The organism is Runella aurantiaca (genome assembly GCF_003339505.1).
Lineage (GTDB): Bacteria > Bacteroidota > Bacteroidia > Cytophagales > Spirosomataceae > Runella > Runella aurantiaca.
In genome coordinates, this window is the sequence record NZ_QPIW01000001.1 from 522,955 (window position 1) to 543,664 (window position 20,710).

Below are 20,710 nucleotides of genomic sequence, written 5' to 3' on the forward strand. Positions count from 1 at the left end.
AGTGGTTTCTATTAAAAGTTGAACGGAAATACGTCTGCTTAGAACCGCTGCTGATAACGAACGAGGAATCAATTGCCAGCATAGCAACAAACCCAAAGCTAGCGATTCGTTTTTATTGCCTGTCCACTGTGTAATTCAGTTCAGTTACCCCGCAAGTAAATTGTTGAGTACTCAATAGGTTTAGTTTTATTTTGTCTTTGATGTCTACAAACAATGGAATACCTTGCCCAAGAATAATAGGATTAACAAATAACCAGTAACCGTCAATTAAATTCTGTTGCATAAGTGAATGTGTTGCTGTGGGGCTACCAAAAAGCAAAATCTCTTTGCTCTCGCCTGATGCGGGACGGGATTTTTTTATTTCATTTATGCTGTCCGAAAGGTTGTCGCTAATAAATTTCGTGTTAGTCAAACCAGTGTCTTTCATTGTTTTTGATAAAACAACTTTATTAACTTTGCTATACCATTTTGAATGCTCAATGTCGTGTTTGGTTGCCGTCGGCTTGTCTGCTGCGGTAGGCCAGTAACTTTCCATCATCTGATAAGTTAATCGCCCATATAATGCAGTGTCGCCTTCGCGTATCCGCTTACCGACATAATCAAAAATTTCTTCATCAGCTTTAATCCAGTTCATTTCTCCGTTTGGCCCTGCTACAAAACCGTCAAGCGATATGTGCATAAATGAAATTATTTTTCTCATATTTTTGTAGGTTTACGATGGCGAAGAGTTTTAGAACTAAACTTCAACCTTGTATAAATGTGTCTGCGAAGCATAGAACCTCCGCTATTGTTATTTATTCGTTACGTTTTATCAATAATTGGGCATCGCTCAAAGGGAACATTTTCATCAAATATTTTCCTGTAGGTCGCCATTTTTGATTTTACTACAAATCCTATATCTTCAAATATATATTGCATCTTAGGATTAAAATCACCTACCCAAGTAACAACCATATCAGTATATTTAGAATTACCTTGCAATCTTTTAGCTAGGTCTGTAAATATTGCTCCTTCAATGCCTTTTTTCTGAAATTCTGGATGAACTCCTATAGCAACCCCATTTGCCCTTGAAATTTTAATAAATAATTTTAAAGCCATAAATTTAAATTTACCAAATAGATTTAAATTTCCATCTAATCGTTTGAAAATTGGATTTATGTCAGGTATTCCCAAACAAAATGCTACTGGTTTATTATTGTGGTAAACAAAGCAAATTAGGTCTTCATCTATAATTGGTTTCATTTTTTTAAAAATAGAAATGGCTAATTCCATCGACATTTCTTTAAAATTATCGTGTGTTACCCAAGCGGCATTATAAACACTTCTGAAATCTTCTGCATATTTTTCTATCTTTTTGATCTCTATTTTTTTTATACTAAAAGAGGTGTCATTGATAATTGCTTCTGCTTTTTGTTTGTATTTCTCAGGTAATGGATCATTGATTTGACGATAGTTTATAAGCTGATAATAATACACCTTAAAGCCATATTTTTCGAATAAATTTTTATAATAAGGAGGATTGTAGTTTTGTCCATAGTAGGTAGGGAAATTAAAGTTTTCTATTAAAAGTCCCCAAAATTTATTGTTTTCCCCAAAATTTATGGGACCATCCATTGCCTCCATTCCCTTAGAAGACAGCCAGTTTTTTGCATGGTCAAATAAACTACTTGCCACTTCATAGTCATTTATGCACTCAAAAAAGCCAATTCCACCAGTAGGTTGTTTAAATGTGTAAGCTTTTTTTTCGTTAATAAATGCAGCAATCCTCCCTAAAGTTTCATTTTTATCATTCTTTAATATCCATCTTTCACAAATACCATGGGTAAAATATTTGTTTTTCTTCTTAAGAAATACGCCTTCAACTTCTTGCCTAACCTGGGGAATCCAATTAACATCTTCCTTGTAAATTTTGAATGGAAGTTGATAAAAGTCAATAATGTCCTTTTTGGTTTCAACCGCTTTAATTTGATATGTGCTCATTTTTAAACCAGCTTACAGTGTCTTTTATTGTTTCTTTTGCAGGGCGTGGCGTAAAGCAAAGTTCTTTTATTGCCTTATCAGCGTTGTAATAATGGTTTTGATAGGACAATCTCATTGTTTTAATATTAATGGTTGTGGTTTTTTTTGTGATTAATTCAAAACATGATCCCATGTATCCAATGACAACACCAAGAGAATAGGGTATTTTAAATTTGGGGGTAACTACATTTGCATATTTACATGCGAGTGTAAATATCTCTTTATAAGTTAAATTTTCATTACTTAGTAAATAGTTGTTTCCCGTTTTTCCTTTGTGTATACTATTAACTATTACTCGTGCAATATCTCTAACATCCACTATATTTTTTCCTCCACTTGGGAAAAGTAATATTGGTTTTTTTATTGCTGCTAAAATTAATTTACCAGAACTTATATTAAGGTTGCATGGTCCAAGAATAAATGTTGGATTTAAAATAATAACTGGGAAATTGTTTACTTTAAATTCATTTAATAAAATTTCTTCTCCAATAATCTTTGTATTTATATATGGTAGTCTATAATCTGCAAGTGCTAATTTTTTTGATTCGTCGGCTGGGAAAAATATATCGCCATGTGCAATAGTGTTTGCTGAACTAACATGAATAAATTTTTTTATATTAGCTTGTTTAGATACAATAATTAAATTTCTAATTCCATTGATATTCGTTTCCTCCTGTTTTGTGTTTTTTATTGAGAGCATACTTGTATTTGCAGCACAATGGATGACTATTTCTGAATGATTAAGCTTCTCTGGGATAGAATCTAAGGTCGATAAATCTCCGTAACAAATCTCTAATTCAAATGGAAAGTTAGAGTTGTTTATTTTTTTGTCGCGAACTAAAGCAAAAATTTCATGACCCTCTCGAAAGCATAATTCTGCAACATGCCTTCCTAATAATCCTGTGATTCCAGTAATAAATATTTTCATACAATATTCTAATGGTATTTAACGAGTAGGGGATGGTGTAGAGTTTTTTGCACTAAAGGATATGAGAATTCCTAATGTTGAACCGTGCATTCCGAATGCTTTCAGAATTTCATAAAAGTATTAAACCCGCCATATTGCCAAGCCGATGTTAGCGGTTCGTTGTCATGCGATTGCTTAAATATGGTCAGTTAAGTTGTTTGCTTTACACCATCACGTATTGCCTTTTCAAGCACATCAATATTTATGTCTTTTAGCCTTATGAACTTAATGCAATAGCCTGTTACATTTGCCTTGCCTATTGTTTTTCCATAGGTTTCGAGCAAATACTTTTTGTCTTCAATGCCCATAATATAAATTGAAATGCCTGTCGTGTTTGCACTGACACCAATTTGATAAAACTCTTTGGTCTTTCCATCAGCATATTTTATTGTTTGAAGACCATATCCTATTTGAGGATTAGAAACAATTTTTCCTTTCTCGTCTTTGCCATCAAAGAACCATAGTTTGCAATTTGATAAAGCTTGAAGTATAAGCAGATGCAACGCTTCTATTTCAGAACGTTTTGGTTCAGGTTGGCTGCCAATATATTTTTCGATTTGTTCTTGCATGTTCATATAATATTACGATTGGTTGTATATCTTATCATTCAGTTTATTGTCCTCAAACTATCCTGATTTTCTCTTTATTTTGCCTTCTCGTACTCTTCTAAACATTTGCCAATCGGTTTGCCTTTGTTATGAATACAATCACAAAATTCTTCACAAGCTTTTGGGTTATTATTATCTGGACATCCATTCCAGCATTCCTCTGGTGAATTACCAGGTCGAATGTCATATATGATATTGTTTAAAAAGACAACTAAAGCAAGAGTTGCCACAACTCCTCCAAAAAATAAAAATGGAAATCTGCTTTTCAACGGTTTTTCTTTAGTAGAGTAAGCATCCAATTTATCCTGTTTGAATGGAAGAATAGATTTTAAGCGGTTGTAGTCCCAACACAATAAAAATAGATTGGCCAATAACATAAATGTTGCAGCACGAGTGCCTTCAAACCGAACTGAATATGTCAGTACACAAATATTCAGTATAATAGGGAAACTGCTGATTGCACCTAGTAGTGCAGTTCTTGGAATGAGTAATAGGATAGCAACAATGACTTGCCCAACCCCAATAAATGTATAATAGTAGCCTGTATTGAGTAAAGCATCAAAATATTGTCCCAATGGATGATTATGGGACAAGCCAGCAGCAAAGCGTTCTCCTTTAATTTTTACTAAACCTGAAATTATCCATGCAACAGCCAAGGTCAAACGGCAAAAAACGGCAAAGTAGCCATACCATTTGTTTTCCTTTGCTTCATAATAATATTGCTCAAGTTTATTCGACATATTGTTTTTTTATGTTTTGTGTTATCTTTTTAATTGCCACTAATGGTTTTCGGCTTGGCAAAAGCGGGGGTTTTTAGCACTAAACTTCATTAGATGCACAAAGCTTGAATTTAGCAATTTACTTTCATAAAAGCATGAAACCCCCGCTTTTGCAAAACGGCTGTTTGCAAATCGGGCTTCTGTCATTCGTCTGCCTTAATTTACTGTTCTTGTAATTTAAATCTAAAATCACACATTTTTGCGCCGTTTGCAATTGTTCCTGTTCTAAATAATTGAAGTCCTGCAAGTTTCGATGTAATTTCGTCAACTTCGCAAAGTATGGAGGCGTATTTTGAATAGTTATGTTTCTTAAACAATTTACATATACCACATTCAATTATGTCTACGCCGTAGCCAAGTCCAAATGTTTCTTTTTTGTCTGTTATAATGTTGGCAATAAAACCGTCTGCGTTTGTATTTACACTTACTCGTTTATGAAAGGCTTTTATTAATATTTGTCCAAACCAAGTGTTTGTTATTCTTGGTAAAAGTCGTTTAAAAAACTCTTGAATTTTACTTTTAGGTTGAACATATTCTGTCGTAATTTGAAGACAAATTTTTCGTATGTTTTCAAATGTTTCAGCTTTTTCATCAAGTGCCTTAATGAGTGCTAAAAAGTATGAACTAAAATCAAGTCGTCTGTCAATTGGGTTTTTTGAAGTTTTTGCAAATGCTGTGTCTACCGAAATAATATTGTAATGTCTGTCAGTTTCGGCAAGAATATTGTCGAAGTCATTTGGATAATTTTTCTTTACATATTTTATAAAATATTTTCTGTAATTGTCCATTTGTCCCTTTTCTATTTTTCGGGTATCAGGTTTTTAGAGTCCGCAATGTGGCGGATTCTTAGCACAAAAGTTCAATAAAAGTACTTCATTTGAACCCTGCACAAATGTTTCATAGAAGCACTTCAGCCGCCATATTGCCAAACTGCTGTTGAACAAAACCTTCGGTAGCTATATTTCCCCTAAAGGCTTAATTTTGAGTCCAATTTAAACTTAAACTTTAGCATGACAAAAAAAGAATTCTGATGAGCTACATGAGAATACGCTCATCAATCGTGCCGGCCGAGAAGTGCGCGGCTTTCAGGAATTAATCCACCGTTTTGAGCGCAGTATTTCGATACTTGGCCGCAGCCCAAGTACTTTCAAAAACTATTCCATGCATATTGCGGCCATCGCGCTGCATTATGGCAAAATCCCCACCGATCTCGACCGCGTACAGGTCCATGAATATCTTTTCATGCTTCAACAGCTGAGCATAACCCCATCCCAAACCTATTTTAAACATACAGTTTATGGTCTTCGATTTCTTTTAAAGAGCGAAGGATTACCTTACAAGTATCTTCATTTACCTGCCATACAAAAAGATTCTAAACTACCGTTGTGCTGATCAAACAGGAAGTTTGGGCGATGCTAAAATTTTGTACTTTGCTCAAAAACAAGGTTTTAATTGGACTTTTGTATGGATGCGGACTGCGTTGTTTGGAAGTTCGGAGTGTAAAATTGGCCGATTTAGACTTTGACCGCAGGCAACTAAAAGTAGTGCAAGGTAAGGGGAAGAAAGACCGCTATGTGCCACTATCTGAACATCTAATTCGTGGACTAAAAAATTATATTTCAGCCCAAAGGCCGTAGGAATATTTGTTTGGCGGCGTTGCTATCGTTGATTCATAAAACCTCTACTCAGATTGACAGTCGTATAGATAAAGTGTTGAAGCAGGTAAATCACGCCCCTTAAAGAAATCGCGAAGTTGGTAGGTATTGACGAGAACCTGACCACTTACTCGGCCCGTCATACTTTTGCTACCACTCTCTACCGAAAAGAAGTACCTACCGCCCGAATCAAAGAATTGATGGGACATGAATCGGAGCGAGTAACTGAAATATATCTCCAAAGTTTTGATACAGAAACCCTTAGCAATATCGCTAATTCAATGCTTTAATAAATGCACACGATATTTCTAAAATAAATTGGCAATATTCAGACAATAGTAAAAATTATTTTTATTATTGTCTGAATAAATAATGATATATGATTGATAGAAGTTTAGTAGGAGAGGTGCTGGCAGGGCTCTCTTACTTACCATCGGTTGCCATTTTGGGGCCTCGTCAGGTGGGAAAGACCACTTTCGTAAAAACACTGGTTGCTCAATTGAACAAACCAAGTGTTTATTTAGATTTGGAGTACTTTGCTGACCGAGTCAAGTTACAAAATGCGCCTGATTTGTACTTTCAGGAACACCAAAACGAAATCGTCATATTGGATGAAATCCAACGAATGCCTGAATTATTTCCGTTACTTCGTTCGATGATTGACCAACATCGCCAGCCGGGGCGGTTTATCCTGTTGGGTTCGGCTTCTCCTGATCTTTTACGTCAAAGTTCAGAAACGTTGGCAGGTAGGATTGTTTATCTAAAGATGCATCCGCTTCATTATCGGGAAATTTCAACAGTACAGATTACTTACCAACAGCATTGGTTAAGGGGTGGATTTCCTGACGCGCTATTGGCTCCCAACGATAAAGCGGCCGAACTATGGTTCAGGGGATTTGTTCAGACATACGTCGAACGAGACTTACCTGCTTTAGGATTGCCTGCTACTCCCGACACCACTCGAAACTTATTAAGGATGTTGACCAATGTGCAGGGAGGATTACTGACTTACAGCGATTTATCGGACTCGCTCAATATTTCCCAGCCCACCGTTAAGACTTACATTGGCTTTCTGGAATCTGCTTTTTTGATTCGACGCTTAGAACCCTATTTTGCCAATGTCAGCAAACGTTTGGTAAAGTCTCCCAAATTGTTTTTTACAGATACAGGCTTGCTTCATCACCTGATGGGTATTCAAAATTTTGAGGGGTTGCAGGGAAATATTGGTTTGGGGCGGTCGTGGGAAGGGTACGTCATTCAACAAATTATCGCCAATTTACGCTCGGATGTGGAACCCTATTTTTACCGAACCAAAGATAAAACAGAACTTGATTTGGTACTGGTCCAAAATACACAGGTAAAAATGACGCTTGAAATTAAATATGGCAACAATCCCAACACTAGCCGAGGAAATACCGTAGCCATTGAAGATTTAGAGGCAAAACAAAATCTGATTGTTACACCGCAAGCTGATGATTATTGGCTTAGAAGCAATCTGAGGGTATGTAATATAGCAACAGTCTGGAGATATCTTGGAAATGAAGGTTTATTGGCAGATTCTTGATACTTTTTACAGGAAATGGGTCTCATGATTGATGGAACTTTTACAGTGTCTAAAAAACTTTGATATAGATTTTAAAGTACTTTCTTAATGGAAGAACTGAGATGGTCCTGAAAGGTTGCAGGTGTTATTTGTAAAGTTATGTTAGATACCGTAACCTTGCGGCCTTTTATACGTATCCGTAAGATTTATAGTATGACCAACGAACAACTCAAGAAATTAGAGAATGACCTGTGGGCTTCGGCCAATTCATTAAGAGCCTATGGCGGAATCAAAGCCGCTGACTACGCCGTACCCGTGTTAGGATTGATTTTTCTGCGATTCTCCGAAAATAAATACAGTCAGTACGAAGCCGAGATTCTGAATGAGTATCTGGCCACGAAAGGCAGCCGACTCGAACGTTCCATCGAATCCATTGCCTTATCCAAATGCGGGTTTTACCTGCCGGACTACGCCCGGTATGATTATCTGCTGACGCTCCCCGGCGATAAAAGCATGGCTAAAGCACTGCAAAAAGCCATGGAGGGCATTGAGGAGCATCAGGACGAGAAGTTTAAGGATGTGTTGCCCAAAGAGGCGTATTTTGAAATTGAGAAAAAGAAAGCGGACATTCTGCCGCAATTGCTCAAAACCTTCTCCGATATTCCGAAAGATGCCACTGGCGATGTGTTCGGTAAAATCTACGAATATTTCCTAGGGGAGTTTGCCATGAGTGAAGGCCAAAAAGGCGGTGAATTCTTCACGCCTACGTCGGTGGTGCGGTTTATTGTGGAAGTGATTGAGCCCTTTGCGGGCAAAATCTACGACCCCGCCTGCGGCTCGGGCGGTATGTTTGTGCAAAGTGCCAAGTTTATTCAGGAAACCAAACACGACCTCAGCGACATCTACGTATACGGACAGGAGTACATGGGCGAAACCGCCCGACTGGCCAAAATGAACCTGATGGTCAATAACATACGGGGCGAAATTACGGAAACCAATTCGTATGAGAGCGACCCGTACAACAGCTTGGGGAAGTTTGATTTTGTGATGGCCAACCCGCCGTTCAATGTAAAATCGGTCAAAGAAAGTACCGTCAAAAACGACCCACGTTTTTATCAGTTTGGCTTACCCAAAAACAAAGGCAAAAACACCGACGACAGCATTACGGATGCTAATTACCTGTGGGTATCGTTGTTTGCGACCTCGCTCAACGAAAAAGGACGCGCGGGCTTTGTGATGCCTAACTCGGCCTCGGATGCAGGCAATTCGGAGTACGAAATCCGTAAAAAGATTGTGGACAGCGGTATTGTGGACTGCATGGTGTCGATGCCTTCCAACATGTTTTTTACGGTAACGCTGCCCGCTACGCTCTGGTTTTTTGACAAACAAAAAGCTCACTCTGAGCGCAAAGACACGATTTTGTTTTTGGATGCCCGCAATGTGTACCACCAAATAGACCGCGCACACCGCGAATGGAAAGAGGAGCAAATCCAAAACCTTGCCGCTATCGTGCGCCTGTACCGGGGCGAAACTGACCGCTACCTCGCCCTCATCAGCCACTACGCCAAGCAGGCCATGGAAGCGCAGGCGGCCGTTCCAATAGCTTTTGAAGCGCTGCAAACCAAACTGAAAACGGGCCTGACCAACCTCCAAAAATATGCCGCCGACAGCCAAGCCAAACGCACGGCCAAAGAAGGCGGGCTGTTTGGGGAAGCCAAAGGAGCCGTTGCTGATCTTATTCAAAAACTTACCGCCTTACCGTTGCCCGTGGCTGCGCTTCCCCTTTGTTCTTTGAGCGAAGCCGAAGAAAACGCCGCCCAATTGGCTTTTGCCAAAACCCTGCGCGAGTACCTCACGGCCCTCAAAGCCACCGACGCCCTTCTGAAAACCCACAAAGACACCCTCAGCGAACTATGGGCCGAAGCCGATAAAAGCCTGAAAATCAAAAACGACAGGGCTTGGCCTGAGCTGGAACTCAACAACCTCCCTAAAGCCCTTGACGAGCTGTACCAACACTGGAAAACCGCTACCGATACCCTGACCTACTGGCACAGCAACATGGATTGGCTGCAAAGCCGTTTTCCCGAAGCCAAATATGTGGACATTGTAGGCTTGTGCAAAGCCGCTGATAAAACTGAGTACGCTGATGAACAGGATTATTCGCTGAATGCGGGGCGGTATGTGGGAGTGGAAGTGGAAGGAGACGAAATCTCAGTTAGAGAGTTTAAAAATAGATTTAACGACTTACTTACTGAGTTCACTATCAAATCAGAAAGGGCTATTGAACTAAGTAATTTAATTACTAAAATGGGTAAAGAGTTTATTGCATGAACCGAATGACAGAGTTTCAATTTAAAGATATAATGGATGGATTTTATGATGGTCCACATGCTACTCCTGAGCCATCTGATGAAGGTCCTGTCTTTTTGGGAATCAAAAACATACATGAAAATGGAGGAATTGATTTTTCAAATATTAGGCATATTTCAGAAAAAGAGTTTCCTCAATGGACAAAAAGGGTTGTTCCTCAACAAAATGACATTGTGTTTTCTTATGAAGCAACACTCCATAGATATGCTTTGATACCTGAAGGGTTCAGAGGATGTTTGGGGAGACGAATGGCCTTAATTCGAGTGAATAAATCAGTAGTTAATGAAAAATACCTCTATCATTATTTTTTAAGTCCTACTTGGAGAGCTTTTATAGAAACCGTAAAAATTTCAGGTGCAACTGTTGATAGAATTTCTATTTCAGATTTTCCCAACTATAAAATCTCTCTCCCCCCGCTTCATATCCAACAAAAAATCGCCTCCATCCTCTCGGCCTATGACGAGCTGATTGAAAACAACAAGCAGCGTATCAAGCTGTTGGAAGAAATGGCCGAGGAGATTTACAAAGAGTGGTTTGTGCGTCTTCGCTTTCCCAATTATGAAAATACGGAGTTTGTGGATGGCTTGCCGAAGGGGTGGGAGAATGGCAGTATTGGTAGTTTATACAATGTTAAATCGGGCTTTGCTTTTAAGAGTGAAGATTTTGGCGAAATAGGCTACCCAATAATTAAAATTAGGAATATTGACAATTTGGAAGTAGATACGATTAATTGTGACCGATACTCAGGTGAAATTAATGATAGAATTAAAAAATTTGAGATTCAGAACGGTGATTTACTTGTAGCAATGACAGGGGCAACAATTGGGAAAGTGGCGCTTTTTTATACTCAAAACGAACCCTATTATTTAAATCAACGGGTAGGGAAGTTTTTCAATAAGTCAAAAGTGGCATTTAATCAAGCTTTTATTTATCAATTTACAAAGACTGATGATTTCAAAAGCAGTGTGAATAATTTCGCTTTAGGTGCTGCACAACCGAACATTAGTGGTGAACAGATTGAAAACATTAAATTACTTATTCCCCATAGTGAAGTACTTGCAAGTTTTAGCAAATTAGTAGGAATAATGATTGATGAAATTTTTATTTTAAAATCCAAAAACCAACTCCTCCAGCAAACCCGCGATTTGTTATTGCCGAGGCTCATCAGCGGCAAACTGAGTGTGGAGGGATTGGCAGAGGCAAAGGAATATGTATTGGAGCAAAACGCGGAACAGTGGCCAATGGCAGCAGAAACGGAGGGAGAATATCATCACTCATAGGGAACCAACCACTCTTACATAGCCTGTTTCACAAAACAATGGAGCGCTCATGTATAAAAAACGCTTTTTTTTATACACGTTCGGTAGTTCATGTATAAAAAATCCATAAATTTATACATGAGATAAACAAGGAAAATGAGTTATCGAATCAAAGAACTGCCGAATATCGGCGAGGTAGAAACAAAAACGGTATTAAAAAAGTCGTTGCAGGCCAACAAAGCCCTGGCCGAGCTCAAAGGGATTTTGGCCACCATTCCCGACCAAAATATATTGATAAACACCTTATCGTTGCAGGAAGCCAAAGACAGTTCGGCCATCGAAAATGTCATTACTACCCACGACGAACTCTTCAAAGCATCGCTTGATTTGCAGGTTTCGGCCGCCGCTAAAGAAGTCCAATCCTACGCGGCCGCGCTCAAAAGGGGCCATGATTTAGTAAAACAGTATGGCTTTCTGAGTACCAAACACTTATTGCAGATACTGGATATACTCGAACCAACCAACGGCGCTATCCGACGCTTGCCCGGTACGGTGCTGAAAAACCAACAAACCGGCGAGGTGGTCTATATGCCCCCACAGGACTATGACGAGATCATTCGCCTGATGTCAAATTTAGAGCAATTTATCAACAATGATGAATTGGCCGATTGGGATTCTCTGGTCAAGATGGCGATTATCCATTTTCAATTTGAAAGCATCCACCCTTTTTTTGACGGCAACGGGCGTACAGGGCGGATTATCAATCTATTATACCTTGTACTCAAAAATTTGTTAGACGTTCCAGTGCTGTATCTCAGCCGTTATATCGTACGCCATAAGGGGCAATATTATCAAAAACTGCAAGCCGTTAGAGACAATAACGACTGGGAAAGTTGGATTTGTTTTATGTTGGAAGCCGTTGAAAACACCGCTCTTTATACCATAGATTTAATCAAAGCGATTCGGGTATTATTGGAAGAAACAAAAGTGTGGTGTCAGGAATCACATCCTAAAATTTACAGTAGAGAACTGTTGGACAACCTCTTCAAACATCCCTACACCAAAATTGAATTTGTGATGCAGGATTGTCAGGTAACCAGACTGACGGCGGCCAAGTATTTAGAGATTTTTGCGGAAAACAACCTGTTGACGAAAGTAAAACTCGGCAAAACCAACTACTTTATTAATCAAAGATTGATACAGTTATTAATGCAACAATAAAACACCCAATGGCCTATCTCAACGAATCACACATTGAAGTTGCCGACATTGATTTTTTTGTCAATCAACTGGGCTACACGCACATCAACGCTTGGGAAAAACAGTTGTTGGGTCGAAGCAGCCTCAAAGAAGTGGTTCTGAAAGATCGGTTGAAAACTCAGCTGGAAGTGCTGAATCCGCACCTTCCCGAATCGTCGCTCACGTACGCCATTGGCGAAATCACCAAAAGTCGGGCCACGCTTACGCCGATTCTGGCCAACAAAGAAGTCTACGAACTTATCAAAAACGGCGTTCCTGTTGCCTATAAAAATACGTTGGGGCGTGAAGTCAACGATTACGTCCGCATCATTGATTTTAGTGCCGACAACAAAAACGATTTTTTGCTGGTATCGCAACTAAGCATCGAATACCAACAGACGCAGACCATTACGCGCCGTCCCGATTTGCTGCTGTACGTTAACGGTCTGCCGTTGGTGATGATTGAACTGAAAAACGCCACCGAAAAGGTAAAAACGGGCTATGACAAAAACCTGACCGATTATCGCCGCGACATTCCTCAATTGTTTTGGTACAACCTGTTTGTCTGCATTTCCAACGGCATCCAAACCCGAGTTGGCAGTTTTAATGCGCCTTGGGACCATTTTTTCAGTTGGCTCAAGTTGACCGACACCGCCATCACTCACGACCAACCCACCAAAGAGGAAATCGAAAAAGAAAGCGAGCAAACGGGCGAGCACCTGAGCCTCAAGCTATTTGGGCAGGGACTTTGCCAAAAAGACACGCTCATTGATTACTTCGAAAACTTTGTACTTTATCACAAAAACAAGGTCAAAATCATTGCCAAAAATCACCAGTATTTAGGCGTAAACAATGCCATTGCGGGACTGCAAGGCAAAGACACCAACAAAGGGAAGTTGGGCGTTTTCTGGCACACACAGGGGTCAGGCAAATCGTATTCGATGATTTTTTTCTCCAAAAAGATTCATCGAAAAGTCACGGGCAACTGGTCCTTTCTGATTATCACCGACCGTCGGGATTTGGACAGTCAGATTTACCGAAATTTCAACGAAACCGAAACCATTGTTGAAACCAAAGACCAAAAGGAAAACTATTTTCGTCCAGCCGACAAAGAAAAACTTCGGGAGTATCTGCAATCCAACCGCGCTTACGTCTTTACGTTGATTTTCAAATTTGGCATTGAAAGCGGTAAAACCTTCAAGCAGCTTACCGACCGCAACGACTGGATTGTGATGGTGGACGAAGCCCACCGCACCCAATACAAAGGACTGGCCGAAAACATGCGCATCGGTCTGCCCAACGCCCAATACATCGCCTTTACGGGTACGCCTCTGCTCCGCAGTGAGCTTACCAAAGACTGGTTTGGCCCCTACGTGTCGGAATACAATTTTGCTCAAAGCATTGAAGATGGTGCCACGGTGCCTATTTATTACAAAAAGAGTGTGCCGCGTGTGGAGCAAATCAACCCCGAATTGGTAGGGGAGGCCGCCGCGATTTTGGAAGACGAAAACCTGAGCGAAGACCAGAAGAAGAAACTGGATCGGGAATATTCCACGCTGTTGAACGTAGTCCGCCGCGACGACCGTCTGGAAGAAATCGCCAAGCACATCGTACAACATTTTCCTTACCGATTGGACGTAGACGATGACGAAGGAAACCGCAAGCCCATGAAGGCCATGGTCATCAGCATTGACAAGTTTACGGCCGTCAGAATGTACGACAAAGTACAATACCACCTGAAGGAAGAAATCAAACTGCTGCGTAAAAAAATAGCCGTTGAACGGGACAAGGAGCTTAAAAACCGCTATTCACGGGCATTGGCCTTTATGCTGGAAACCCGAATGGCGGTGGTCATCAGTCAGGAAGGAGGCGACAAAGAAGAAGAAAAAGCATTTGCTGATGTGGGCCTGAACATCAAACCTCACCGTGCATTAATAGACCAACCTGACGATGATGGTCGAAACATTGAAGATTATTTCAAAGACGAAAACAACACCTATCGAATCGTATTCGTCACTGCCATGTGGATGACGGGCTTTGATGCCCCTTCCGTTTCCACCCTTTATCTGGACAAACCCCTCCAAAATCACACCCTGATGCAGACCATTGCCCGCGCCAATCGGGTAATTGAAGGCAAAAAAAACGGTTTGGTGATTGATTACTTCGGTGTGTTCCGAAACCTGAAAATTGCGTTGGCCGCCTATGCTGAAGGCACCAAAGGGAAGCTGCCGAAAACGGATGACGATGACGAATACCCCGCTAAGGAATTTGAGGAACTTTTGCAACTGCTGGAACAATCCATCGACGAAGCCAAAGCTTACTGCCAAAACCTGGGGGCCGATATAGACCGCATCCTGACACTTGGAGAAAAAGGATTTAAAGAAATTGAGCTGTTTCAGGAATATGCCAACCTGATTTTAGCCAAAGACGAACATCGCAAACAGTTAGGGTTATATGTCAACACCATCGCGTCGTTGTACGATTCGGCCAAACCCGAAGTGTATGAATATCCCATTCTCAAAAAAGGCCGCGATGTTTTCCAATACCTCAGAGACGTCGTAGACCGTAACGTGGACCGTGACGAGGCTGTAGAACGGGCCAAAAAGAAAATTGACGAATTACTGGATTCGAGCGTAGTCGGCAAAGGTGATTTGGTGGCCGAAAGCAAAGCGGAATACACCATCGACGACTCCAAACAAATTGATTTGAGTCGGCTAAATTTTGAGCAATTACGCCTTGAATTCCCCGAAAAGAAACACAAGAATATCCAATTTGCCGACCTTCGGGAACTGCTGGAAATCAAGCTCAAACAGATGTTGGCTCAAAATAAAACGAGAGGGTCATTTCTGGCCAATTTCCAAAAGGTCATTGACGATTACAATTCGGGCAGTCTCTCCATTGAGGAAGCCTACGAGGCACTCATCAAACAGGCGGAAACCTTAAATGAAGAACAACAACGCGCCGCCAAAAATGAAATGACGGAAGCGGAGCAGGAGTTATTTGATTTGTTGAAGAAAGAAAAGCTCACCAAAGAAGAGGAAAAAAGCGTCAAACTCGCCGCCAAGACCCTGCTGGAAAAACTGTTTGATGCCAAAAACAAAATCCTGATTCAGGAATGGCACAAAGAAAAAGCCACCCAAGAAAAAGTAAGATGGGAAATCCAACAGATTCTCGGCCAGCACCTTCCCGAACCCGGCTACGACCGTTTGGTATTTTCGCAAAAAGTGGATGTCACTTTTCAGCACTTCTATGGACTGGCGCAGATGGGATTGGGATTTGTGGCTTAGAAAAAACTGGTAAAAATTTCCTGTAGCTGTTATGAGCTCCTCAAAGCGGCTTTTTTTGTCGCTTTGAGGGATTTTTTGTTGGATTAAAACCTTTACGATTCATAATTTTTGAGTGTAGAACATGTTACCCGAACCCGTGTTCAAGAAGCGAGAGTATATGTATGTTATAGCAAAAATGCGTATGCTTATCATGCCTATATGTGCGCTGGTTTTAAAAGATGTAAGGCGAGTAGAGGAGAAGTTAGTGTCTCAGAAGCCAGAGGAATGGGTTATATACCTTGCAAAATATGTTATTGAATTGAAGAGAAGCTGGTGAAAAACACAATAGAAATCAAAGAATCAATAAATACACGGCCACAAAAATCAAAATTTCATCTTTCCTAAGCTGCTCGAACAAATCAAAAATGTTTGAGCAAAAACAAAAACGACTTACAGAATGGTCTGTAAGTCGTTGATAATCAGGGTGGAGAATATCGGATTCGAACCGATGACCTCTTGCATGCCATGCAAGCGCTCTAGCCAACTGAGCTAATCCCCCATTATGTCAATGTTCCGTTTTTTTGATTGTATAAAACACTGTTAGTGTGCCATACCTCTCAAACGGGACTGCAAAGATGCAGGTCTGATATGACATTTGCAAGTTGGTTTTAAAAAAAAACTTCAATATGAAACTTGAATATCATTCCCTTCCAATACTTGTACGATAGGCTTAGAGCGTTCGCGAAGCTGTAGGTCCTGAGCAACAGGGTTTTCACGTAAATAAACCTTTTTTAGCTGACGCAAGTGAGGAATGGGGGCAGGGACCTCACTCAGATTGTTATAACTCATATCAATCTCTTCGATACGTTGCAAATACGCAATTTGGTTGGGCAGCGTGCTGAACTGATTGTAACCGATGTCCAAAATTTGCAGTGATTTAAGTTTACCAATGCTTTTGGGAAGTTGGGCGAGCCGATTATGGTGCAGATAGAGGGTTTGTAGATTTTTTAATTTTCCCAGATTGTTGGGAAGTTGGGTGAGTTGGTTGTGAGAAAGGGCTAGTTGCTGTAATTTCCGCATCCGACTCAGGGAAGAGGGCAGGGTGGAGAGTTCATTGTAATAAACGTCTAATACCTCCAACCGCCGCAGTTTTACAATTCCTTTGGGGATAGATTTAAGTCCGCAGGAATATAGATTGATGTCTTGCAAATGCCGCATTTTTGTAAAACTCCTTTGGTTGAGCGCCGTGAGATTGTTATAACCCATCCACAAGCTTTTGAGTCGTCGGGAGTTTTTAACGGCCGCAGGAATGTTCGTAAATTGATTTCCTTGTATGTTTAAAATCCGTAGCGTTTTGTTTTTGGTGAGTTGCAAATTGCTATCGGTCAATTGATTGTTATTGAGCCATATCTGTCGTAATTTTGGAAGGCGGCTTATATCAATCGAAACGTTTTTTAGCTCATTAAAACTTAGATTTAGCTCCTTCATATTGGGGAAACGATAAATAAGGTCAGGTACCTTTGTGAGTTCTAATTGATTCAGGGCCAGAATCTTGACGGTATCGGGGCGTGAAGTCGACAGTGCGGCTTCCAAGCTGCTAATGACACTGTCGCCTTTCGGAATCGTTCGAATAAGCCCCAGATTCAGGAAATGGGAAGATACGTGTGAAGAAACGATTTTGACGCCAAAACGGTAATTGTCAAGTAATATTCTGAGAGAGTCAATGAGCTGTTTTTCTGATTCAGCCGAAATTCTACCGCGTATTTCGTACAAAAGATATTCAAACTTACCCGTTTTGCCAGTGTAAAGATGATATGCAATAGCGGCAGGGTCGGTCCGAATGCCAAAAATTTTACGGGCAATTTGGCTTTTTCGACGCAGAAGCGCATTTTCTTCTTTTACATATTCTTCTTGCGTGCCTTCATAAAACGTGCGTTGTCCACGGTATATACTATCCAACTGCCGATACGTAAAACCTTTCTTTGCCGCTTCGGCAAAGGGCATGATGTTGATTTGGGCTGAAGCCGAAATAATGCTTAAAAAAAACAGCGCTCCGTAGATGAGTTTCATGGCTAACTAGGGTTAGTTACTAATTAACTACGAAATTAGTTTTAATATTATATACATCAAACCTTTTTATGGAAAAAACTTATATATAACCAAGCTACAACTTCCATTACCTCGACAACTTCCCTGACGTATCTCCCGTGGCCAATCGTTGTATCTCTTCTATGCTTACCAAATTGAAGTCGCCTTCTACGGTGTGCTTTAGTGCGGCGGCGGCAGTGGCAAAATCAAGGGTGCGTTGCAGGTCTCTTTTGAAATAATCGTAACCAAACAAAAAACCAGCAATGAAGGCATCCCCGCTTCCGATTCGGTCTACGATGTGGTGGAGGTCGTGGGTGATGGTTTTGAAATAGGTGTGGCCGTCAAAAGCCTTCCCTTTCAGTTCATTGTGCGAAGCGCTGATGGATTGTCGTTTGGTATCCAATGCCAATTTTAGGTTTGGAAAACGTTCCATGACTTGTTTCATCGTTGAGACCCAGCTGTTTTTGTCGCCCGCTTTGGGATAAATATCAAACAATTCGTCGGCATTAGAATTTCCACAAACAATCAGGTCGCAATACTCGACCAATTCGGGCATTACTTCTTTGGGTGTTTTGCCCCATTGCCAGAGCCCTTTGCGGTAGTTTACATCTGCCGAAACTTTTACTCCCAATTTACGCGCCGTTTGAACGGCTTGTAGGCAAGCATGTGCCGCGCTTTTAGACAAAGCGGGCGTAATGCCCGTAAAATGAAACCAATCAGCTCCTTTAAGAATACGCTCCCAGTCAAACTCTCGCTCATCAAGCGTACAAAAAGAGTCGTTCATGCGGTCGTAGATTACCTGACTTGCCCGGGCATTGGCCCCGTTTTCGACGTAATAAACAGGCAGCCGGTCGCCTCCCCAATGAATTTCGGAAGTATTGAGTCCATATTTGCGAAGATACATAATGGCCGCGCGCCCCATATCGTTATCTGGAAAACGCGTTACGTGCACCGCCTCTACGCCCCACTGGGCGGTGGCAATCCCTACATTGGCTTCGCCACCGGCATACGTTATATCAAACTGATGGGCTTGTACAAAGCGTGTGAATCCCGGCGGTGACAACCGCATCATGATTTGACCGAACGTAACAATTTTTTTCATATTCGTTTAAAGGGATTGTTCTTTGGGTTTGTTCTTTTTTGCCTTACGTTTTTTCAACGATTGCTTTGCCAAATGAAAGGTATCTTTAAACAAAGCACTTTCCAGCGTAAATCCAAAACTATAATAAGCACCGTTATAATTGGTAGGTAAATTTTGTTGATAAATCGCATAGCGATACCCTCCTTGTACACTTAACCCAACCCAGCGGGTGGCTTTCCATTTGGCATAAAGGCCGATTTGGGCAGGCATAAAGAAGTCTTTTCTTCGCCAAATAAAGAGGTCGCTCAATAGTTTGTTGGCGGTGCTTTGGGTGGCTCCGATGCCCAGCTCTACGGGAATACTAAAACGCCATCGGTTGTTTTCAATAATATTGGGCCAATACATCAGATTAAAATAGTATAAATCTGTTTTGGTATAATATCCCAAATTGATGAGCCGGGAGGCATTTTTTCGCAAATCAATCAATCTTAAAAAAGAATTAAATGTAAGCCAGTAATATCCAAATGTAAGTTCATTGCGATTCCTTCCAAAAGAAATTCCCGTATTTACACCCCAGATATTGACCAGTTTTTTGTCAACAAATGAGCTTCTAGCGTCCCAATTTAGCGTATAAGTAAGCTTTGGCCTACGCTTGATGGAGTCTTTTTGCACGTCAAAGATTCTAGAAAATATACCTAAGTGAGGTTTTAGTGTGTCTTCTGGCACCACAGAATGGTGCTCTGAACCAAACGACAGGTAGGCTGGAATGAATGTTAAAAGGCATAAAAAAGGGCAATATAGCCTGTTGCAACGCATTTTTCTAAAAAATATCCGTAAAACTTGTCATAAAAACGCTTTATAACTAAAGTTTAGTTTAAAAAACAAAAACGTGGAACAAATTCGATTTACTCGTTGTATTCCTTTTGTACTGAATAAAATATGTATGGCTCCTTAAATGCCAACCAAAGTGTAAGTTAACATATTAAATCCATAGAGATTAAGTAAAAACAATTGTTCAACCAAAAATCATTCAAGAATATGTCACTAAGATTAGGCGATGTAGCTCCGGATTTCGAAGCAGACACAACACAAGGTCACGTTAGTTTTCACCAATGGCTTGGTGATTCGTGGGGGCTTCTTTTTTCGCACCCTGCTGATTTTACGCCCGTTTGTACTACAGAATTAGGCAGAACGGCTCTTCTGAAAGGTGAATTCGAAAAGCGCAATGTTAAAGTTATTGCGGTTAGCGTAGATGATTTGGAATCTCATAATCGTTGGGTGCCCGATATCAACGAAGTGAACTCCACCGTTGTAAACTTTCCGATTATAGCCGATGGCGACCGCAATGTGGCAACGTTGTATGACATGATTCACCCCAATGCCAGTGAGAAAGCAACTGTACGCTCAGTATTTGTGATTGGACCCGATAAAAAAATAAAACTGACGCTTACTTACCCTGCCTCAACGGGACGTAATTTTAATGAAATACTTCGGGTAATAGATTCGCTACAATTAACCGCCAATTATCAGGTAGCTACGCCCGCCGACTGGAAAGACGGTGAGGATGTAATCGTTGTGCCTGCGGTTTCGACCGAAGACGCCCAAAAGAAATTTACCAAAGGGCTGAATATTGTAAAGCCGTATTTACGTTATACACCTCAGCCTAATAAATAAAAGGTTGTTTTCGTCTATTGTCATTTTATTAGAAAAAGCCCCTGTCTTCTGTAAGATAGGGGCTTTTCTTATCCTTTACATTATTTAAATGTAGTAACATATAAATAATCCAATGCAATGACGTATCTTTACATCTGATACAGAGCACTTAAAAGCTACCAC

General features: G+C 40.6%; 18 protein-coding genes and 1 tRNA gene. 8 read left to right on the forward strand and 11 right to left on the reverse strand.

What is annotated here, in order from left to right; all coding sequences use genetic code 11:
* Positions 1-112: 112 nt before the first annotated feature.
* From DVG78_RS02265 to DVG78_RS02295, 7 genes are all read right to left on the reverse strand, one after another.
* The gene (locus tag DVG78_RS02265; RefSeq protein ID WP_114459434.1) at positions 113-700 is read right to left on the reverse strand and encodes a dihydrofolate reductase family protein; all 588 of its coding nucleotides are present in this window, start codon (positions 698-700) and stop codon (positions 113-115) included.
* Positions 701-801: 101 nt separating this feature from the next.
* Complete coding sequence (locus tag DVG78_RS02270) at positions 802-1,980, reverse strand: hypothetical protein (protein WP_114459435.1); 1,179 nt, start codon at positions 1,978-1,980, stop codon at positions 802-804.
* Entirely contained in the window at positions 1,961-2,947 is a 987-nt protein-coding gene (locus DVG78_RS02275) for an NAD-dependent epimerase/dehydratase family protein (protein WP_114459436.1), read from the reverse strand. Before DVG78_RS02275 ends, DVG78_RS02270 begins: the two co-directional genes overlap by 20 nt.
* 188 nt (positions 2,948-3,135) lie before the next feature.
* A complete protein-coding gene (locus tag DVG78_RS02280) occupies positions 3,136-3,561 on the reverse strand; it encodes a DUF1801 domain-containing protein (protein ID WP_114459437.1) in 426 nt (141 codons plus the stop codon).
* Positions 3,562-3,629: 68 nt separating this feature from the next.
* Positions 3,630-4,334 carry a DoxX family protein gene (locus tag DVG78_RS02285; protein ID WP_114459438.1) on the reverse strand — a complete coding sequence of 235 codons (705 nt, stop codon included), beginning with the start codon at positions 4,332-4,334 and terminating at the stop codon, positions 3,630-3,632.
* A gap of 200 nt (positions 4,335-4,534) precedes the next feature.
* On the reverse strand, positions 4,535-5,161 hold the full coding sequence (locus tag DVG78_RS02290) for an L-2-amino-thiazoline-4-carboxylic acid hydrolase (RefSeq protein ID WP_114459439.1): 627 nt from the start codon (positions 5,159-5,161) through the stop codon (positions 4,535-4,537).
* 304 nt (positions 5,162-5,465) lie between these two features.
* Positions 5,466-5,663 carry a hypothetical protein gene (locus DVG78_RS02295; RefSeq protein WP_114459440.1) on the reverse strand — a complete coding sequence of 66 codons (198 nt, stop codon included), beginning with the start codon at positions 5,661-5,663 and terminating at the stop codon, positions 5,466-5,468.
* Positions 5,664-5,758: 95 nt separating this feature from the next.
* Here DVG78_RS02295 and DVG78_RS30600 point away from each other — a divergent pair, with 95 nt between their 5' ends.
* The 7 genes from DVG78_RS30600 (at position 5,759) to DVG78_RS02330 (ending at position 15,726) form a co-directional block, all read left to right on the forward strand.
* Positions 5,759-6,010: a tyrosine-type recombinase/integrase gene (locus DVG78_RS30600; protein ID WP_114459441.1), complete on the forward strand. Its 252-nt coding sequence runs from the start codon at positions 5,759-5,761 to the stop codon at positions 6,008-6,010.
* 116 nt (positions 6,011-6,126) lie between these two features.
* Positions 6,127-6,318, forward strand: a complete 192-nt coding sequence (locus DVG78_RS30605) for a tyrosine-type recombinase/integrase (RefSeq protein ID WP_199563180.1) — start codon at positions 6,127-6,129, stop codon at positions 6,316-6,318.
* Between the two features lie 89 nt (positions 6,319-6,407).
* Positions 6,408-7,592: an ATP-binding protein gene (locus tag DVG78_RS02310; RefSeq protein WP_114459443.1), complete on the forward strand. Its 1,185-nt coding sequence runs from the start codon at positions 6,408-6,410 to the stop codon at positions 7,590-7,592.
* A 138-nt stretch (positions 7,593-7,730) separates the two neighbouring features.
* Entirely contained in the window at positions 7,731-9,902 is a 2,172-nt protein-coding gene (locus DVG78_RS02315) for a type I restriction-modification system subunit M (RefSeq protein ID WP_114459444.1), read from the forward strand.
* Between the two features lie 5 nt (positions 9,903-9,907).
* Entirely contained in the window at positions 9,908-11,221 is a 1,314-nt protein-coding gene (locus DVG78_RS02320; protein WP_158549948.1) for a restriction endonuclease subunit S, read from the forward strand.
* Between the two features lie 135 nt (positions 11,222-11,356).
* Complete coding sequence (locus DVG78_RS02325) at positions 11,357-12,421, forward strand: Fic family protein (RefSeq protein WP_114459446.1); 1,065 nt, start codon at positions 11,357-11,359, stop codon at positions 12,419-12,421.
* Positions 12,422-12,429: 8 nt separating this feature from the next.
* Positions 12,430-15,726 carry a type I restriction endonuclease subunit R gene (locus tag DVG78_RS02330; protein ID WP_114459447.1) on the forward strand — a complete coding sequence of 1,099 codons (3,297 nt, stop codon included), beginning with the start codon at positions 12,430-12,432 and terminating at the stop codon, positions 15,724-15,726.
* A gap of 464 nt (positions 15,727-16,190) precedes the next feature.
* Here DVG78_RS02330 and DVG78_RS02340 read toward each other — a convergent pair.
* The 4 genes from DVG78_RS02340 to DVG78_RS30180 all read right to left on the reverse strand — a co-directional run bounded on the left by DVG78_RS02340 (position 16,191) and on the right by DVG78_RS30180 (position 19,360).
* A tRNA-Ala gene (locus DVG78_RS02340) sits at positions 16,191-16,264 on the reverse strand.
* 122 nt (positions 16,265-16,386) lie between these two features.
* The gene (locus DVG78_RS02345) at positions 16,387-17,775 is read right to left on the reverse strand and encodes a leucine-rich repeat domain-containing protein (protein ID WP_114459449.1); all 1,389 of its coding nucleotides are present in this window, start codon (positions 17,773-17,775) and stop codon (positions 16,387-16,389) included.
* 106 nt (positions 17,776-17,881) lie between these two features.
* Positions 17,882-18,895, reverse strand: coding sequence for a sugar kinase (locus DVG78_RS02350; RefSeq protein ID WP_114459450.1), 1,014 nt, complete (start codon positions 18,893-18,895; stop codon positions 17,882-17,884).
* Positions 18,896-18,901: 6 nt separating this feature from the next.
* Complete coding sequence (locus tag DVG78_RS30180) at positions 18,902-19,360, reverse strand: hypothetical protein (RefSeq protein WP_199563181.1); 459 nt, start codon at positions 19,358-19,360, stop codon at positions 18,902-18,904.
* Between the two features lie 552 nt (positions 19,361-19,912).
* On the opposite strand from DVG78_RS30180, the gene DVG78_RS02360 reads away from it, so the two are divergent.
* Positions 19,913-20,548, forward strand: a complete 636-nt coding sequence (locus DVG78_RS02360; RefSeq protein ID WP_114459451.1) for a peroxiredoxin — start codon at positions 19,913-19,915, stop codon at positions 20,546-20,548.
* Positions 20,549-20,710 lie beyond the last annotated feature (162 nt).

Coding starts and splice junctions, on each gene's coding strand:
- DVG78_RS02275 (WP_114459436.1), bottom strand. CDS start 2,947: ATGAAAATATTTATTACTGGAATCACAGGATTATTAGGAAGGCATGTT.
- DVG78_RS02285 (WP_114459438.1), bottom strand. CDS start 4,334: ATGTCGAATAAACTTGAGCAATATTATTATGAAGCAAAGGAAAACAAA.
- DVG78_RS02295 (WP_114459440.1), bottom strand. CDS start 5,663: ATGTTTAAAATAGGTTTGGGATGGGGTTATGCTCAGCTGTTGAAGCAT.
- DVG78_RS02290 (WP_114459439.1), bottom strand. CDS start 5,161: ATGGACAATTACAGAAAATATTTTATAAAATATGTAAAGAAAAATTAT.
- DVG78_RS02280 (WP_114459437.1), bottom strand. CDS start 3,561: ATGAACATGCAAGAACAAATCGAAAAATATATTGGCAGCCAACCTGAA.
- DVG78_RS02270 (WP_114459435.1), bottom strand. CDS start 1,980: ATGAGCACATATCAAATTAAAGCGGTTGAAACCAAAAAGGACATTATT.
- DVG78_RS02325 (WP_114459446.1), top strand. CDS start 11,357: ATGAGTTATCGAATCAAAGAACTGCCGAATATCGGCGAGGTAGAAACA.
- DVG78_RS02320 (WP_158549948.1), top strand. CDS start 9,908: ATGACAGAGTTTCAATTTAAAGATATAATGGATGGATTTTATGATGGT.
- DVG78_RS02330 (WP_114459447.1), top strand. CDS start 12,430: ATGGCCTATCTCAACGAATCACACATTGAAGTTGCCGACATTGATTTT.
- DVG78_RS02350 (WP_114459450.1), bottom strand. CDS start 18,895: ATGAAAAAAATTGTTACGTTCGGTCAAATCATGATGCGGTTGTCACCG.
- DVG78_RS02265 (WP_114459434.1), bottom strand. CDS start 700: ATGAGAAAAATAATTTCATTTATGCACATATCGCTTGACGGTTTTGTA.
- DVG78_RS02310 (WP_114459443.1), top strand. CDS start 6,408: ATGATTGATAGAAGTTTAGTAGGAGAGGTGCTGGCAGGGCTCTCTTAC.
- DVG78_RS02360 (WP_114459451.1), top strand. CDS start 19,913: ATGTCACTAAGATTAGGCGATGTAGCTCCGGATTTCGAAGCAGACACA.
- DVG78_RS02345 (WP_114459449.1), bottom strand. CDS start 17,775: ATGAAACTCATCTACGGAGCGCTGTTTTTTTTAAGCATTATTTCGGCT.
- DVG78_RS02315 (WP_114459444.1), top strand. CDS start 7,731: ATGTTAGATACCGTAACCTTGCGGCCTTTTATACGTATCCGTAAGATT.